Annotated in this window: 15 protein-coding genes; 7 read left to right on the top strand and 8 right to left on the bottom strand. The window is 61.7% G+C overall.

The features are described from left to right. Nucleotides 1–228: 228 nt before the first annotated feature. The 7 genes from leuB to H585_RS0107350 form a co-directional block, all read right to left on the bottom strand. A complete protein-coding gene (leuB, locus tag H585_RS0107380) occupies nt 229–1,314 on the bottom strand; it encodes a 3-isopropylmalate dehydrogenase (protein WP_027367355.1) in 1,086 nt (361 codons plus the stop codon). Nucleotide 1,315: 1 nt separating this feature from the next. Continuing rightward, nucleotides 1,316–1,819: a 3-isopropylmalate dehydratase small subunit gene (locus tag H585_RS0107375; protein ID WP_005985852.1), complete on the bottom strand. Its 504-nt coding sequence runs from the start codon at nt 1,817–1,819 to the stop codon at nt 1,316–1,318. A 9-nt stretch (nt 1,820–1,828) separates the two neighbouring features. After that, a complete protein-coding gene (gene leuC / locus H585_RS0107370) occupies nt 1,829–3,088 on the bottom strand; it encodes a 3-isopropylmalate dehydratase large subunit (RefSeq protein ID WP_027367354.1) in 1,260 nt (419 codons plus the stop codon). Next, nucleotides 3,073–4,611, bottom strand: a complete 1,539-nt coding sequence (locus H585_RS0107365; protein WP_027367353.1) for a 2-isopropylmalate synthase — start codon at nt 4,609–4,611, stop codon at nt 3,073–3,075. Before H585_RS0107365 ends, leuC begins: the two co-directional genes overlap by 16 nt. Before the next feature lie 144 nt (nt 4,612–4,755). After that, complete coding sequence (gene pssA / locus H585_RS0107360; RefSeq protein ID WP_027367352.1) at nt 4,756–5,523, bottom strand: CDP-diacylglycerol--serine O-phosphatidyltransferase; 768 nt, start codon at nt 5,521–5,523, stop codon at nt 4,756–4,758. Nucleotides 5,524–5,531: 8 nt separating this feature from the next. Next, nucleotides 5,532–6,176: a phosphatidylserine decarboxylase family protein gene (locus tag H585_RS0107355; RefSeq protein WP_005985843.1), complete on the bottom strand. Its 645-nt coding sequence runs from the start codon at nt 6,174–6,176 to the stop codon at nt 5,532–5,534. Between the two features lie 32 nt (nt 6,177–6,208). Next, nucleotides 6,209–6,856, bottom strand: a complete 648-nt coding sequence (locus tag H585_RS0107350; protein WP_027367351.1) for an HAD family hydrolase — start codon at nt 6,854–6,856, stop codon at nt 6,209–6,211. 129 nt (nt 6,857–6,985) lie between these two features. Here H585_RS0107350 and H585_RS0107345 point away from each other — a divergent pair, with 129 nt between their 5' ends. The 3 genes from H585_RS0107345 to H585_RS0107335 are packed head-to-tail and all read left to right on the top strand — an operon-like array spanning nt 6,986 to nt 10,059. Continuing rightward, nucleotides 6,986–8,203, top strand: a complete 1,218-nt coding sequence (locus tag H585_RS0107345; protein ID WP_027367350.1) for a protoglobin domain-containing protein — start codon at nt 6,986–6,988, stop codon at nt 8,201–8,203. Between the two features lie 15 nt (nt 8,204–8,218). Continuing rightward, nucleotides 8,219–9,175, top strand: coding sequence for a YbgA family protein (locus tag H585_RS0107340; RefSeq protein ID WP_027367349.1), 957 nt, complete (start codon nt 8,219–8,221; stop codon nt 9,173–9,175). A 20-nt stretch (nt 9,176–9,195) separates the two neighbouring features. Continuing rightward, nucleotides 9,196–10,059 carry an aldo/keto reductase gene (locus H585_RS0107335; protein WP_027367348.1) on the top strand — a complete coding sequence of 288 codons (864 nt, stop codon included), beginning with the start codon at nt 9,196–9,198 and terminating at the stop codon, nt 10,057–10,059. A 74-nt stretch (nt 10,060–10,133) separates the two neighbouring features. On the opposite strand, the gene H585_RS0107330 is transcribed toward H585_RS0107335, so the two are convergent. Beyond that, nucleotides 10,134–10,907 carry a sirohydrochlorin cobaltochelatase gene (locus H585_RS0107330; protein WP_027367347.1) on the bottom strand — a complete coding sequence of 258 codons (774 nt, stop codon included), beginning with the start codon at nt 10,905–10,907 and terminating at the stop codon, nt 10,134–10,136. A 153-nt stretch (nt 10,908–11,060) separates the two neighbouring features. On the opposite strand from H585_RS0107330, the gene H585_RS0107325 reads away from it, so the two are divergent. From H585_RS0107325 to H585_RS0107310, 4 genes are all read left to right on the top strand, one after another. Further along, nucleotides 11,061–12,059, top strand: coding sequence for an aldo/keto reductase (locus tag H585_RS0107325; RefSeq protein ID WP_027367346.1), 999 nt, complete (start codon nt 11,061–11,063; stop codon nt 12,057–12,059). A gap of 572 nt (nt 12,060–12,631) precedes the next feature. Beyond that, nucleotides 12,632–13,339: a cytochrome b/b6 domain-containing protein gene (locus H585_RS0107320; protein ID WP_027367345.1), complete on the top strand. Its 708-nt coding sequence runs from the start codon at nt 12,632–12,634 to the stop codon at nt 13,337–13,339. Nucleotides 13,340–13,551: 212 nt separating this feature from the next. Next, a complete protein-coding gene (locus H585_RS0107315; RefSeq protein WP_027367344.1) occupies nt 13,552–15,054 on the top strand; it encodes an NAD(P)/FAD-dependent oxidoreductase in 1,503 nt (500 codons plus the stop codon). Beyond that, nucleotides 15,051–15,281: a hypothetical protein gene (locus tag H585_RS0107310; RefSeq protein ID WP_027367343.1), complete on the top strand. Its 231-nt coding sequence runs from the start codon at nt 15,051–15,053 to the stop codon at nt 15,279–15,281. The genes H585_RS0107315 and H585_RS0107310 overlap by 4 nt, the downstream gene beginning before the upstream one ends. Nucleotides 15,282–15,291: the final 10 nt, after the last annotated feature.

Raw genomic sequence — 15,291 nt, 5'->3', positions numbered from 1 at the left:
CGCCGCGCAGGCGTAGGCGCAATTCACTTGCGCCGTCAACGCCGGAGCGGGCGTCTTAAAAGCAATCTGCTCTAGTCTACATGCCATTATGCCTTTTCATTCTCCCGCCAGCTTGCCTTGAGATAAACGAGACCCCCACCAGACTACATCTGGTGGGGGTCTTTTCATGCCCGACTCTTCAGAACCGATAGAGGAACTTCGCAAGCCCGAGGCTTGCAACGAGTTACCCTACAAATTGGCGGCGACCAGCTTACCCATCTCGCGGCAGCCCACCAGCTTCAGGCCCTGAGCACCCTGCTGCATGATGTCGCCAGTTCGGTAGCCCTGCTGGAGTACAGTACGCACGGCCTTCTCGATCATGGCCGCGCCCTGCTCCTGGTCGAAGGAGTGGCGCAGCAGCATGGCCACGGACAGGATGGTGGCCAGGGGGTTGGCCTTGTCCTGGCCGGCGATGTCCGGGGGCGAGCCGTGGATGGGCTCGTACAGGCCTGGGTTTTGTGCGCCCAGGGAGGCCGAGGGCAGCATGCCGATGGAACCGGTGATGACCGCGGCCTCGTCCGAGAGGATGTCGCCGAACAGGTTGCCGGTGACGATGACATCGAACTGCGCGGGCCAGCGCACGAGCTGCATGGCCGCGTTGTCCACGTACATGTGGCTCAGCTCCACGTCCGGGTAGTTCTTGTGCTCGTCGATGACTATCTCGCGCCAGAGCTGCGAGACATCCAGCACGTTGGCCTTGTCCACGGAGCAGACCTTGCGCCCGCGCTTGCGCGCGGCCTCGAAGGCCACGCGAGCGATGCGCCGGATCTCGGATTCACGGTAGATCATGGTGTTGTAGCCCGCGCGCTCGCCGTCCACGGTCTTCTCGCCTTTCGGCTCGCCAAAGTACACGTCGCCGGTCAACTCGCGCACGATCATGATATCGATGCCGCCTTCCACGATGTCGGGCCGCAGCAGACAGGCGGCCTTGAGCTCCGGGAAGATGGTAGCCGGCCGCAAATTGGCGAACAGCCCCAGTTCCTTGCGGATGCCGAGCAGGCCGCGCTCAGGGCGGATAGCCTTCTCGATGTTGTCCCACTTGGGGCCGCCCACGGCGCCCAACATGACCGCATCGGCCTGCTTGCACAGACGCACTGTATCGGCGGGCAGCGGGCCGCCGGTGGCGTCGATGGCCGCGCCGCCGATGAGGCCCTCGGTGAGGGTCAGGCCGAAGCCGCATTTGTCGGCCACAGCGCGCAGAACCGCGATGCCCTGGGCCATGATTTCGGGACCGATGCCGTCGCCGGCCAGCACGCAGATGGTGTAGTTCTTCATTTTAGGCCTCCTGCTTGGCCAAGCGTTTCTTCACGTATGGCACCAGGCCGCCCGCATCAAGAAGCTCCTGCATGGACGGAGGCACCGGCTTGCCCTGGATAACCGCGCCCGTGGTAACATTCCTGATGGTCCCGGAATCAGGATCGATCTCCAGTTTGTCGCCGTCCTTGATCTCGCTCACCTTGTCGCCAATCTCCATGAGGATAAGACCCATGTTGAAGGCATTGCGGTAGAAGATGCGCGCGAAGCTATGCGCCACCACGACCGGAATGCCCGCGCCCTTGAGGGCGATGGGCGCGTGCTCGCGCGAGGAGCCGCAGCCGAAGTTCTCTTCGGCGACCATGATGTCGCCGGGTTTCACACGCTTGATCCAGCCGGGCTCCAGACCTTCCATGCAGTTGGCTCCGAGCTCCTGGGCGTCGGTAGTGACCAGGAACTTGGCCGGAATGATGGCATCCGTATCGATGTGCGCGCCAACCTTATGCGCCGTGCCTGTGTATTTCATGGCTCGCTCCTAGAGGTCGCTCGGGTTGGTGATGACGCCGGTTACTGCGCTGGCCGCAGCCACGGACGGGTTGGCCAGGTAGACCTCGCTCTCAAGGCTGCCCATGCGACCCTTGAAGTTGCGGTTGGTCGTGGCGATGGCCCTCTCCCCGCCGGCCAGAATGCCCATGTGTCCGCCCAGGCACGGTCCGCAGGTGGGTGGGCTGACAATGGCGCCGGCGTCCATGAAGACCTGAAACAATCCTTCGTCCATGGACTGCCGCCAGATGGCCGGCGTGGCCGGGATGATGATGCAGCGCACGCCCTTGGCCACCTTGCGGCCCTTGAGCACCGCCGCGGCCTCGCGCATGTCGCTGATGCGGCCGTTGGTGCAGGAGCCGATGACCACCTGGTCCACGCTCACGTTCTTCACCTCGCCCACTGGCTTCACATTCTCGGGCAGGTGCGGACAGGCCACCTGCGGAGCCATGGCGGACACGTCGTACTTGAGCACGCGCTCGTACTCCGCGCCGGGATCGGGGAAGATGCTCTCGGCCGCGCCGCGCCCGTGTTCCATGCAATAGGCCAGAGTCTTGTCGTCGGCAGGGAAGAGCCCAGCCTTGCCACCGGCCTCGATGGCCATGTTGGCCATGGTCAGGCGGCCTTCCACGTCCAGGTCGGCAATGACCTGCCCCCCGAATTCCAGGGCCTTGTACAGCGCGCCGGCCACGCCGATCTGGCCGATAAGGAACAGGATGAGGTCCTTGGCTCCGACGTTTTTCGGCAGCTTGCCCGAGAACTCCACGCGGATGGTGGGCGGCACCTTGAACCAGTTCTCGCCAAGGGCCATGGCCGCGGCGATATCCGTGGAGCCCATGCCAGTGGCGAAAGCGCCCAGCCCGCCGTAGGTGCAGGTGTGGCTGTCCGCGCCGACCACGATATCGCCGGGGCCGACCAAGCCCAACTCAGGCAACAGAGCATGTTCCACGCCGCAATCGCCGCCCTCGTAGTAGTGCGTGATGCCCATCTCGCGGGCGAACTGGCGCACGCCCTTGACCTGCTCGGCCGAAGCGATGTCCTTTTGCGGCGTGAAGTGGTCCATGACCAGGGCCACGCGGTCTTTGTCAAAGACCTTGCGCGCACCCATGCCCCGGAAGGACTTGATGGCCAGCGGCGCGGTGATGTCGTTGGCAAGCACCAGGGACACGGCGCAGCGGGCGATGCTGCCGGCCTCTCCGATAGGCTCCCGGCTGCCCCGTTGCAAAATTTTCTGGGCTAAAGTGTAACGCATGTCCGTTCCTCTTTTTTCTTGGCCAGTCGGTTGAGTGCATTTATATAGGCCTTGGCGCTGGCTACAATGATGTCGCCGTCGGCTCCTCGCCCCACGCTGGTCATGCCGTTTTCCTCTATTTTGACCGTAACCTCGCCCTGGGCGTCGGTGCCGCCCGTGATGGAGCTCACGGCATATTCGAGCAGGCCCGGCTTGCGGCCTATGATGGTCGCGATGGTGTTGAACACCGCGTCCACCGGTCCCACGCCGAAGCCTGAAAGCTGTTTCTCCTCGCCGTCCACGATCATCTTCACCGCGGCCGTGGGCGCAATGTTCGTATCGCCCGAGAGCACGGTGAGCTTGAGCAGACCGTAGTGATCCGGGATGCGGTAAATCTCCTCCAGGATGAGGGCTTCCACGTCCTCGGCGAAAATCTTCTTTTTCTTGTCCGCCAGCCGCTTGACCGCTTCGAAAACCAGATTGACCTGCTCCTCGTTCAGGCCGTTGAAGCCCAATTCCTTGATCTTGGCCACGAGCGCGGCGCGGCCCGAGTGCTTGCCGAGCACCATGTCCGTGCCCGAGCGGCCGATGGATTCCGGAGTCATGATTTCGTATGTCTGACGGTTCTTGAGCATTCCGTCCTGGTGGATGCCCGACTCATGGGCAAAGGCGTTGCCGCCGATAATGGGCTTGTAGGGCGGAATCGGCTGGCCGATGATGCGTGAGAGCAGACGGCAGGAGGGATAAATCTGCTCGGTCTTGATGCCGGTTTCCAATTTGTAGAGATCGGCACGGGTGGTCAGGTTCATGACCACCTGCTCCATGGAGGCGTTACCCGCGCGCTCGCCGATGCCCGAGAGCGTCACCTCGGCCTGGCGCGCGCCGGCGCGCAGAGCGGCCAATGTATTGGCCACGGCCAAGCCCAGGTCATTGTGGCAATGCACGCTGAACACGGCCTTGTCGCTGTCCGGGACTTTCTCCAGCAGGTAGCGGATGAGCGCCGCGAATTCATCGGGCTGGGTGTAGCCCACGGTGTCCGGGATGTTGATCGTCGTGGCGCCGGCCTTGATGGCCGTGTCCACACATCTGGCCAGAAACTCCCACTCGGAGCGCGAGCCGTCCTCGGCAGAGAACTCCACGTTGGTCGTATACTTGCTCGCATGACGCACGGCGTGGTCGATCATTTCGATGACCTGCGCCGGCTCCTTGCGCAGCTTGTAGGTCATGTGCAGAGGGCTGGTGGCCAGAAAGGTATGAATGCGCGGGTTCGCGCCGCCCTTGATGGCATCCCAGGCGCGGTCGATGTCTTTGTCCAGGGCGCGGCACAAACCGGCCACCTGGCAGCCCCTGACCTCCGCGGCAATGGCCTGCACGGCTTCGAAGTCGCCCTGGCTGGAAGCCGGGAAACCCGCCTCGATGATATCCACGCCCAGGGATTCGAGCTGACGCGCCAGGCGCACCTTTTCGCTTTGATTCATGGTCGCGCCAGGCGATTGCTCGCCATCCCGCAACGTCGTGTCGAAGATGAAGATTCTCTGGCTCATGATCTCTCCTCAAGGGTGATACTATGGGGATACAATAAGTTACAAGACGAACTTCCGGCACCCGGAGCCCTCGTAGGCCCTCCGGTCCGGTCGTCCGCCCCGTTTAACGCAAGGAGCTGATGGATGTACGGATGGAAGAGGCTGCTACGATAGCTCGCTGTGCTCGCGTAGTAGCTTGGGATGCTTCTTGGCTAGGACCAGGAAGGTGTAGAAGATGCCGAATACGGCGTAACCGAAGAGGAACAGGAAGCCGAGCAGCTTGGGCTCGGAGGCGATGAGCACGAAGAGCAGGATGGCCGTGATCATGGACCCGAAGGGGTGGGCCTTGAACCAGCCGTAATCCTTGAAGGAGGCGTAGCGGACCTTGCTGACCATGAGGAAGGACAAGCAGTAGACCATGATAAGCGTGGCCGAGGGCAGGACGGTCTGCACGATTGACTCGGGCAGGTAGGCCGCGAAATAGACGAGCGTGGCCAAAGTGCACCCGGCTGCCGGAATGGGCAGACCGATGAAGTGCTTCTTGGACACGACCTTGGTCTGGATGTTGAAACGCGCCAGGCGCAGCGCGCCGCAGGCGATGAACAGGAAGCAGGCCATGAGGCCCAGCCGGCCGAAATCCTTGAGCAGCCAGTTGTAGGCCAGGAAGGCCGGGGTGACTCCGAAGGCCACGACATCGGCCAGGGAGTCGTACTGCACGCCGAACTCGCTGGATGAGCGAGTCAGTCGTGCGATCTTGCCGTCCAGACCGTCGAGCACGCAACTGATGAGGATGGCCAAGGCGGACATCTCGAAACGACCATCCATGGCCATGATCATGCCCAGAAAGCCGGCGCACAGGCTGGCCGTGGTCATGAGGTTGGGGAGGATGTAGATCCCCTTATGAAAGGGGAGCTTGCGGCGCTCTTCAGACATCACGGGTATTATGCTCTTTTTTTGGCGATTGCCGTCTGACCAGCAAATACCTGGTCCCCGACGGCCACGACCGGAACGTATCCGCTTGGCAGGTAGAGGTCAACTCTGGACCCAAACTTGATGACGCCGAAGCGCTCTCCCCTCGTCAGGCGATCCCCAGGCTGGGCCCAGCAGACGATGCGCCGGGCGATGAGTCCCGCGATCTGCACCATGGTCCACTGGCTGCCTTCGGCATCGCGGAAGGTCACGGCGTTGCGCTCGTTGTGCTGCGAGGCCTTATCCAAACTTGCGTTGAAGAACTTGCCTGCATGATAGCGAATGCCCGTGATCTCGCCGGACATGGCCATGCGGTTCACGTGCACATTGAACACGTTCATGAACACGCAGATGGCCATGCGCGGCTCGCCCGTGAACGGATCGGCCATCTCGGCCACCTTGACGACCTTGCCGTCAGCCGGCGACACGGCCAGATTCGGATCTTCGGGCGTAATACGCTCGGGATCGCGAAAGAAATTCAGGGTGAAGGCCGTGAGTATGAGGAAAATGACCGTGGGCACGGCCCAGCCCAGCAGCGCGAAGACCAATGTGGCCAGGGCGCCGAAGGCTATGTACACGATGCCCTCGGGGCAGATGCTTATGGAAGGCTTATGCATGTTCTCTCCTTGAGATTCGCTGTGGCCCGGACTTAGTTTCCAGCGGCCACGGCCGTCATGTCGGCCATATCTGGCAGGCAGGCGGCCAGCTCGCGCGCGAAGGACGCCCGATCTTCATAGAGGATGGCGGACAGTCCCACCTGCCGGGCCACCGTCACATTGGTCGTGGCGTCATCAATCAGCAGGGCCTCGTTCGGCCGCACACCCATGGCTTCCAGGGCCAGATGGAAGAACTCCGGCTCACTCTTGGTCCAGCCGTAGTCCCAGCTATTGAAGACTTTATGGAACTCGCCGAAAAAGCCGTGCTTTTGGTTCAATTCGGCCAGCCAGTTGACCTGATCACTCAAAATTGCGGCCTGCAATCCTCGCGTGCGCGTTGCGCGGACCAGATCGATCATCCACGGGCGGGGCACGAAACGCGAAAGGATTTCCTCCCGCCAAGTCTCGGGACCGCCGACGCGCAAGTTCATCTCGGTTTGCAGCGCGGTCCAGAAGGCCTGCTCGTCGCAACGACCATAGACATAGCCGGTCTTGAAGATGACCTGGCGCACATCCTCGAAGAAGACTTCAGGCTCGCGGCCGTTCTGCGCCGCGATGACCCTTATGCCCTGGGCAAAGCCCTCCTCGGCGATCACTCCGCCGAAGTCGAAAAAGATAACTTTGATCGTCGCGTTGTCCATGGATACACCTACAAAAACACTTCGCCTAACGGCTTGTGAATCAGGAGTCAACAATTACCGCCGGATGAGCATGCAGGGTTTTTCCAGCCCACCCTTCCCACACACCAGTATTTGGGATACCCCTGAACCATGCCCCAGCCCAATGCCGAGTCCGAACGCACGCGCTTGCTCGAGTCCACGGCCCCGTTGGAACGCATGGCCTACTTCCGCAGCGAGCTGCAGCTGCAGGACGAGGCCATGGCAGTGCTTGCGCCCTATAGCGAAGTTTTCGTCACGTATGCCAAGGATTACGCCGACCAATTGTACGCCAAATTCGATCGTTTCGCCCAGACTCAGCTCATGCTGCATATGGAGAGCAGTCCCGGACGGCTGCGTCGCTCCTGGGAATACTGGTTCCGCGCCCTATGGACCAGTGGGCTCGACGAACGCTTCATCAACATGGTCTGGCGCAGCGGCGTCCTACATGTGGCTTTGGGCATTGATCAGCGCTTCATCGATTTGGCCTATGGGTATACGCGCCGTTACTGCCGCGACATGGCCGAGCGCGAGGTTCCGATCCCGGAGCTGCGCAAAGTGCTGCGAACCGTGGACGCGCTGCTGGACTTCTGCATGCTCCTGGCCACGGACGCCTTCATCAGCTCCACTCAGCGTTGCGACACCGAGGTCATGATGGGCGTGGCCCACCAGCTGCGCAATCCGCTAACGGTCATCGGCGGCAACGCCATGCGCATACGCCGCACAAAAGGACCCTGCACCGATGCCCAGGAGCACAGCGAAGCCATCTTCGAAGAGGCTGTGCGCCTGGAACGACTGGTCAAGGCTGTAGGCACCTACGTAGACATCCTCAACCTGAAGCCTGAGTTCGAAATCTGCTCCGTGCCCCAACTTGTGTTGGAGACCTTGCAGATATTGCGCCCGGAATATCCGTCGCCCGATTTCGAGCCCGAACTTGCGCTTGCGGAGAACAATGCGCTGGTCAGGGGCGACGAACGCTGTCTGCGCCCCCTATTCCTGCAGACGCTCAGAAACTGTCTGGAAGCCATGGACAAGGCCAATCCCAGGTTGCGAATCGCTTCACGGCCTTCCACCGCCACGCCCGGTTTCTTGCAGATAGAAATAGAGAACTCCGGTCCATCGCCCGACCCGGACATGATCGAGGCACTGTTCGAGCCTTTTTACTCTACCAGGCCCTTGGGTACGGGCTTCGGCCTGCCCATAGCCAGACTTGCAGCCAAAAAATGCATGGGCTCCGTGACGCTCACGGCGACTCCTCATGGGGGGCGTTACACCATCCTGCTGGCTTTGCCGGGCGCGGCCGGAGAGTCCGTGTTTTTCGCCGGGGAATGACCGGTAAGGAGCGACATGTCCAGCGAACGCATGCACGTGGGCATCAGCGCCTGCCTGTTGGGCCATAAGGTCCGCTACGATGGCGGGCACCAGCTCGACCAGTACATTGCGCGGACCCTGGGTCGTTACATGGATTTCGTGCACGTGTGCCCGGAGGTGGAATGCGGACTGCCCATACCTCGCGAAGCTTTACGCCTGGTGGGCGATCCCGCAATGCCCAGGTTGGTCACGCGCGAGAGCCGCGTGGACCATACCGAACGCATGCGCGCCTGGGCGGAACGCAAGGTAGAGGAGCTGTCCCGCGAGGAACTGTCCGGCTTCATCTTCAAGAGCCGCAGCCCGTCCAGCGGCATGGAGCGGATCAAGGTCTATCCCGAAGGAGGCGGACAGCCGGTGCTCAAAGGCGCGGGCATCTTTCCCCGGCTGTTCATGGAACGCTTTCCGCTGCTGCCTGTGGAGGACGACGGCAGGCTGCACGACCCCGCTCTCCGCGAAAACTTCATCGAACGGCTCTTCGTTATGCACGCCTGGCAGAGCTTCCAGGCCTCCAGTCCAAGCCTGGGCGGTCTGGTTTCCTTTCATACCAAACTCAAGCTCCAGCTCATGGCCCACAGCCGCAAGCACTATGACGAGCTGGGCAGGCTGGTGGCCCACGGCAAGGAGCTAGCGTTGCCCGAGCTGCTCGCGCGCTACGCCCGCACGCTCATGGAAGGCCTCAGGATCAGGGCCACGCCTCGCAAGCACGCCAACGTGCTGCAGCACATCCTGGGGCACTTCAAGAAAGAACTGGCCCCGGACGAGAAACAGGAGGCCCTGGAGCTAATCGAGCATTACCGGCAGGGCAACGTGCCGCTCATCGTGCCCGTGACCCTGCTCAACCATTTCGTGCGCAAGTACGACAAGGCTTATCTGGCCGAGCAGTACTATCTGCGCCCACATCCGCTGGATCTCAGGCTACGCAACGAGATCTGAGATCGCTGAAGGAGGGAAACATGGCCGAGACCATACCCACAGCCAATTTCGGGGATACGGACGTCCAAGTCACCCGCGTCGGTCTTGGCGGCGAGGGAGTTCTGCGCACCTTCGGCGAGGAAGAACGCGCCGGCGAAATGCTCGACGCGGCCCTGGCCCAGGGCATCGGTTACTTCGATACGGCTCGGGCCTATGCCGGCAGCGAAAAGTATCTTGGCGCTTTCTGGCGGGCCAATCCAGGGGCGCGAGAGCGCGTGTTCCATACGAGCAAATCGGCCCAGCGCAGCCGTGAAGGCGCATTGCGTGAGCTGGATACCACGCTGGATAACCTGGGCACCGACTGGCTCGACCTGTGGCAAATCCATGACGTGCGCACCGAAGCGGACATCGAAGAAATCGAGGCGCGCGATGGTGCTCTTGAAGCTTTTCTGGAGGCGCGCAAAGCGGGCCGCGTGCGGCATATCGGCGTCACGGGCCATCACGATCCGGCCATCCTGACCCGCTGCGTGCGCGATTGGCCCATTGATGCGGTCCTGTTGCCGGTCAATCCGGTGGAGGGCGTGCTGGGCGGATTTCTGACCGAAACCCTGCCCGCGGCGCGGGACAAGGGGCTGGCGGTCATCGGCATGAAGGTCTTCGGTGCGGGCTATTACCTGAACCAGCAAAGCGGACTGACAGCGGAGCTGCTCTTGCGCTACGCCTTGTCCCACGACGTGACACTGGTCATCGTAGGCTGCTCCAAGCCGGGGCACGTGCGCACCCTGGCCCAGGCCGCGCGTGAGTTCGAGCCCCTGACGGTTCCCGAGCTTCGTCAGCTCGAAACCGCCTTCGAGCCCCACGCCCAGCGGCTGGCTTATTATCGGAGGCCGCCTGCGGCTGCTTAAGCAAAAGATGGAGAGTGCTTTGCTTTAAAATCCACCTACATGGGGCGGAACGGCGAGGATTGCTCCCGATTCGTCTATGCGTCCAGTCTGGCCATGGCCTCGGCCAGATGATCCATCCAGATGGCCACCAGGCAATCGCACTCGCCCGCACCACGCACGATGGGCCGGGCCTGGATGCCCGCATCGACCAGGACCGAAGTCCAGGATTCCGGGCCGTCGCCGAGCATGTCGTTGGCCACGTGCACTCCCGCGGTGAAAAAGAACGGCACAAGAAAGGCTTCACGACATCCGGCGGCCAGCAGGGCGTTCCGCACGGTAGCCGCGTCCGGCCCCGCCTCCAGGGTGCCCAGAAAGGCGCGCGGATTGAGGTTCGCCAGCTCCCGAGCCAGGGCATCATAGTGAACGTTGCCGGGATGGGACGTGCCGTGGCCGAGAAAGACCGCGCAGCATCCCGCCGGGCATTCGGCAAAACTATCCGGCAAAAGGCGCAGCAGCGCGTGAGCCACACGGGCCGTGTCGCCAGCTCCGGCTAATAGCGGCAGGCCGGTTTCCAGACGCGTGAAACCGGCCGCACACGCGGTGGCAGCAAGCATCTCCTCGTACTCGGCTCCGGGAATAATATGCAGGGACTGCACGCAGACGGCCTCGAAGCCCTCCTCGCGCAAGCGCTCCAAAGCCTCGGCGGGCGAATCGGCCTCGCGCAGCCTGCGTACGTTCTTGGACGTGAAGCACCAGCGCACCTCGATGCCGGGGAACAGTCCGGCCACCTGGCGCTCGATGTACTCGAACGAGGCCTGGGCGCGAGGGTGGCGCGAACCGTAGGCTGTCAGGAGAATGGCCGTGCGCATGGGTATCCTTGTCATGGTGTCAGGGGCCGGGAAGTATCAGTTTTTGGACCGGCGGGAAAGCTCCGACTCACCTGTCTGCGCTGGCGGCGTTCCCCTGTGCGGCCATTGGTGCTAGGCTTGGAGACTAGGACACTCACTCCCAAGGAGGACGGCATGGAATTAACGACCATTCCCGGTTTGGACTCGCGAGTCTCGCGCATAAGCCTGGGCACCTGGGCAATAGGCGGCTGGATGTGGGGCGGCACGGAAGAACGTCAGTCCATAGAGACCATCCACGCGGCTCTGGACAAAGGGGTGACCCTGGTGGACACCGCTCCAGTCTATGGTTTCGGCACATCCGAAAAGATCTTGGGCAAAGCCCTGGCCGAGTACGAAAACCGAGACAAGGTGCGCATCGCCACCAAGTGCGGCCTCAACTGGGACGACGGCCGAGTCTTCCGCGACGCCCGTGCCGAGCGCATTGCTGAGGAAATCGACCAGTCGCTGGAGCGCCTTGGCGTGCAGCACATCGACGTTTATTTCGTGCATTGGCCCGATCCTCGAACGCCCATGCAAGAGACCGCCGGTGCCATGCGCGAATTGCACGAGCAGGGCCTGATCAAGGCCATCGGCGTGAGCAACTTCTCATCCGAGCAGATGGAGGAGTTCCGCCAGTATGCGCCATTGCATGTATGCCAGCCGCCCTACAATATCTTCGAGCGCGGCATCGAGCAGGATGTCATGCCCTACTGCAAAAAGCACGGCATCACGCTCATGACCTATGGCGCGCTATGCCGTGGGCTGCTTTCCGGCAAACTGGACAGGGACCGGAAGTTCACAGGCGACGACCTGCGCAAGATAGACCCCAAATTCCAGCAGCCGCGCTTCGACCAATATCTGGAGGCCGTGAACCGCCTGTTCTATCTGTCCCGCGAGCACTACGACCACGACGTGCTCAGCTTGGCCGTACGCTGGGTACTGGACCATGGCTCGAACATCGCCATCTGGGGCGGCCGCAGCCCGAAGCAGATGGAGTCCATCGAAGGTGTGCTGCACTGGAATATGGACGAGGAAGGCATGCGCGAGGTGGACCGCATTGTCGAGATGTTCGTCAAGGACCCCGTAGGCCCGGAGTTCATGGCTCCGCCCGCCCGGCAGGAACGGGCAGCCTAGAGCAGATTGCTTTTACAGCACCTTGCACATGAAATTAGAAAATGGGGGTGCAGGGAGCGCCGCTCCCTGCCGGGAGAGAGTCTGAGAGAGGGCAGCGCCCTCTCTCAGTTCAAACGCAAATTGCTCTAGGGCCTGTTAACGCTATATAAGAACAACAGCTATTATAGCGCGTTACGTTTAAAGCAATTTCCCTGGGCCCTTATCTTCATTCATAAACTGCTTTAGTGTGAACAGGCCCTAGAAAAGAGCTGTATCCCTCTCCAGAACTCTCCCCCAGGCGGTATGACCTCCTGGACCCACGCGCCTTTCCGCAGAATCTGCCCCGCGACGCATCGACTCCCTCTGTTGCTCACCTCACTCGTCTCTCTCATTAAAGTGTAGGAATCAGGCTGACATAACCATAAGATGTCGTCTGATAGCCATTACGCTCGTAACCCTGCATAGTCCCATATGCTGGCTGCCTTGGATGCTATGAATGGACATGCATGCTGCAGCATAAGGGAGTGATGCGGCCCATGGAAGTAACGCATAACGTTGTCGCGATGCGCGCGCGTCCCCACATGGAGGCCTGAATGGTTGCCCTACGTGAAATGCTGCGGCCGCCTGAGCCGGTTATGCGCCGTCATGGCATTCTCGCTCTGGCCATTCACTGGTTAAATGCGGGCTGCGTGATGTTTCTGTTGGCCACGGGCTTGGCTTTAACGCCATCTGGCATCCCTGAGTACGAACTGGCCGCTTGGCCCCGATTCCTGCACAGACTCTTCGCCAGTGGCGAGGCTCTGCTCCTGACGCATATCCTGGCCGGCCTGACATGGTCTATGACCATGCTGCTGCTGGTCGCTTTGCGACCTCGTCCGGCCATGCGTTTTCTGGTCACGGTTTTCACCGTACCGCCCAAGGCAGCCCTCAAATGGGCCGTGCGCGACAACCTGCGATTCCTGCGCGGTCGTGGACCGTCCGAGCATCGCGGCCGCTATACGCCAGGCCAACGCATGTACGCTCAGGCCGTGACCATCGGCCTGACCTGCGCCGCCATGAGCGGCGCGCTTCTGGCTCTGCCTCGACTAGGCCTCATGCCGGCCGCCCCGCTCTGGGCCCTGCCAGTTCACGATCTCTCCGTCGCCTTTGCCCTTGGCTGTGTGGCATTTCATGCCAGCAAGAAAATACTCCTGGAAAATAGAGGTGTTCCATTTTCAGATTTTCTGCTCGGCGGCATGCCCCGCAGTCGAGCTGTCCGTCGCCACGGCCTGCGCGATTTCGATCGCGAGCGAAAGGCCTAGCTCGCCGCCCCGATTCTTTTCTCTTGCATTAACCTCATAATAATACATAAGCTTGAAATTCCGGGCTGGCGTCCGCCGGTTGGCATGAGGCCACGCGACGCCATGGCCAACCTGCACGCAAACGCATGTTTCACGCACGCCGCAGGGCTTGCCGGGCCAATGCGCCCGCGAAGGGTTGCGCCTGCCCAAGGACTACGCATCAGGAGACGAATATGGTCAAGACACCCAAGGCCGGACAAAAGAATTTTGACGTGATCATCGTAGGCGGCGGGCCGGCCGGGCTCTTCTCGGCTTGGTATTTCGCCGAGCACTCGAATCTGAACGTGCTCGTGCTGGAAAAGGGCAAAGGCCCTAAAAGCCGCAAATGTCCCATAAGCGAGTGGACTTACTGCACCAAGTGCAAACCCTGCAATATCCTGTGCGGCATTGGCGGCGCGGGCCTGTTCTCCGACGGCAAGCTCAACTTCATCCACAAATTGGGCAAGACCGACCTGACCCAGTTCATGCCCCGCTCCGAAGCCGTTAAGCTTATCGAGGAAACCGAGGAAGTCTTCAACCGCTTCGGCATGGACGGGCCGGTCTACCCCACTGACATGGACGCCGCCCAGGCCATCCGCAAGCAGGCCAAGAAAGTCGGCATCGACCTGCTGCTCATCCGCCAGAAGCATCTGGGCACCGACTACCTGCCGAGCCACATCACGCGCATGGCCGAGTACATCCGCAGCAAGGGCGTAACCATCCAGACCTCCGAGGAGGTCCTGGACGTGCTCGTGGACGAGGGTCGCGTCACGGGCGTGGTCACTCCGCAAGGCGTGTACCAGGCGCCCAACGTGGTGCTGGCCCCGGGACGCGTAGGAGCCGAGTGGGTTGGCAAGGTGGCCGGCAGGCTCGGCCTGAGCATGAGCCAGCGCGGCATCGAAGTCGGCGTGCGCGTCGAGGTGCACAACGATGTCATGAGCGACCTGACCAGCATCATCTACGACCCGACCTTCTTCGTGCAGACGCCCAAATACGACGACTCCACACGCACTTTCTGCACCAACCGCGGCGGGTTCGTGGCCCTGGAGAACTACCAGGACTTCGTTTGCGTCAACGGCCATGCCTTCATGGACAAGAAAAGCGAAAACACCAACTTCGCCTTCCTGTCCAAGGTCGTGCTCACCGAACCCGTGACCGACAATCAGGCCTATGGCGAGGCCATCGGCCGTCTGGCCACGCTCATCGGCGGCGGCAAGCCCATATTGCAGCGCTTCGGAGACTTGAAACGCGGCCGGCGCTCCACCTGGAACCGGGTCAAGAAGGGCTACATCGAGCCTACCCTGCAGAATGTCACCTGCGGAGATCTTGCCATGGCCCTGCCCGAGCGCATCCTGACCAACCTCATCGAGGGTCTGGAGAAGCTCAACCTCGTGGTGCCGGGCGTATCCAACGATGAAACCCTGCTCTACGCGCCGGAGATAAAATTCTTCGCCACGCAGATCGAGACGAACAACGACCTCATGACTTCGGTGCAAGGACTTTACGTGGCGGGCGACGGCCCCGGCGTAGCGGGCAACATCGTCTCTGCAGCGGCCACGGGCATGATTCCGTCCAAGGCCGTGATCCGCAAGCTCCAGGGCGGCTTGCCGCAAGCCGAAACGGCCTTGCCGGATACCTCCGGCTCTGCTATGCCCGGAAGCAGCGATACCACCTCCGAACCGGAGCCTGCTTCGTGAAATACATCATCTTCGAGGACTTCTCCGGGCACTCCGTGCCCTTGCTCTTCCCGGACCGCATTCGCCACGAAGAACTGCGCGAGGTCATCCCCTACTCCAGGGTCATCTCCGCCGGCTACGTTTCCAGTCTGGAGGGCAACTACCGCTGCCATGGCGAAGCCAAGGAACTGGATGCCCGCTCCCGCCCAGAAGACGCGGAAATCATCGCCGGCCATTTCCGGGACTAGGTTTTACGAT

The sequence above is a fragment of the Desulfocurvibacter africanus subsp. africanus DSM 2603 genome (assembly GCF_000422545.1).
Lineage (GTDB): Bacteria > Desulfobacterota > Desulfovibrionia > Desulfovibrionales > Desulfovibrionaceae > Desulfocurvibacter > Desulfocurvibacter africanus.
Note: the sequence above shows the minus strand (reverse complement) of the source record. Positions and strands in the feature narration are given on the sequence as shown.

Excerpts from the sequence above, each read along its gene's own strand:
- H585_RS0107340 (WP_027367349.1), top strand. The coding sequence starts at position 8,219 with ATGTCCAGCGAACGCATGCACGTGGGCATCAGCGCCTGCCTGTTGGGC.
- pssA (WP_027367352.1), bottom strand. The coding sequence starts at position 5,523 with ATGTCTGAAGAGCGCCGCAAGCTCCCCTTTCATAAGGGGATCTACATC.
- H585_RS0107365 (WP_027367353.1), bottom strand. The coding sequence starts at position 4,611 with ATGAGCCAGAGAATCTTCATCTTCGACACGACGTTGCGGGATGGCGAG.
- H585_RS0107375 (WP_005985852.1), bottom strand. The coding sequence starts at position 1,819 with ATGAAATACACAGGCACGGCGCATAAGGTTGGCGCGCACATCGATACG.
- leuB (WP_027367355.1), bottom strand. The coding sequence starts at position 1,314 with ATGAAGAACTACACCATCTGCGTGCTGGCCGGCGACGGCATCGGTCCC.
- H585_RS0107355 (WP_005985843.1), bottom strand. The coding sequence starts at position 6,176 with ATGCATAAGCCTTCCATAAGCATCTGCCCCGAGGGCATCGTGTACATA.
- H585_RS0107320 (WP_027367345.1), top strand. The coding sequence starts at position 12,632 with ATGGTTGCCCTACGTGAAATGCTGCGGCCGCCTGAGCCGGTTATGCGC.
- H585_RS0107335 (WP_027367348.1), top strand. The coding sequence starts at position 9,196 with ATGGCCGAGACCATACCCACAGCCAATTTCGGGGATACGGACGTCCAA.
- H585_RS0107350 (WP_027367351.1), bottom strand. The coding sequence starts at position 6,856 with ATGGACAACGCGACGATCAAAGTTATCTTTTTCGACTTCGGCGGAGTG.
- H585_RS0107345 (WP_027367350.1), top strand. The coding sequence starts at position 6,986 with ATGCCCCAGCCCAATGCCGAGTCCGAACGCACGCGCTTGCTCGAGTCC.
- leuC (WP_027367354.1), bottom strand. The coding sequence starts at position 3,088 with ATGCGTTACACTTTAGCCCAGAAAATTTTGCAACGGGGCAGCCGGGAG.
- H585_RS0107315 (WP_027367344.1), top strand. The coding sequence starts at position 13,552 with ATGGTCAAGACACCCAAGGCCGGACAAAAGAATTTTGACGTGATCATC.
- H585_RS0107325 (WP_027367346.1), top strand. The coding sequence starts at position 11,061 with ATGGAATTAACGACCATTCCCGGTTTGGACTCGCGAGTCTCGCGCATA.
- H585_RS0107330 (WP_027367347.1), bottom strand. The coding sequence starts at position 10,907 with ATGCGCACGGCCATTCTCCTGACAGCCTACGGTTCGCGCCACCCTCGC.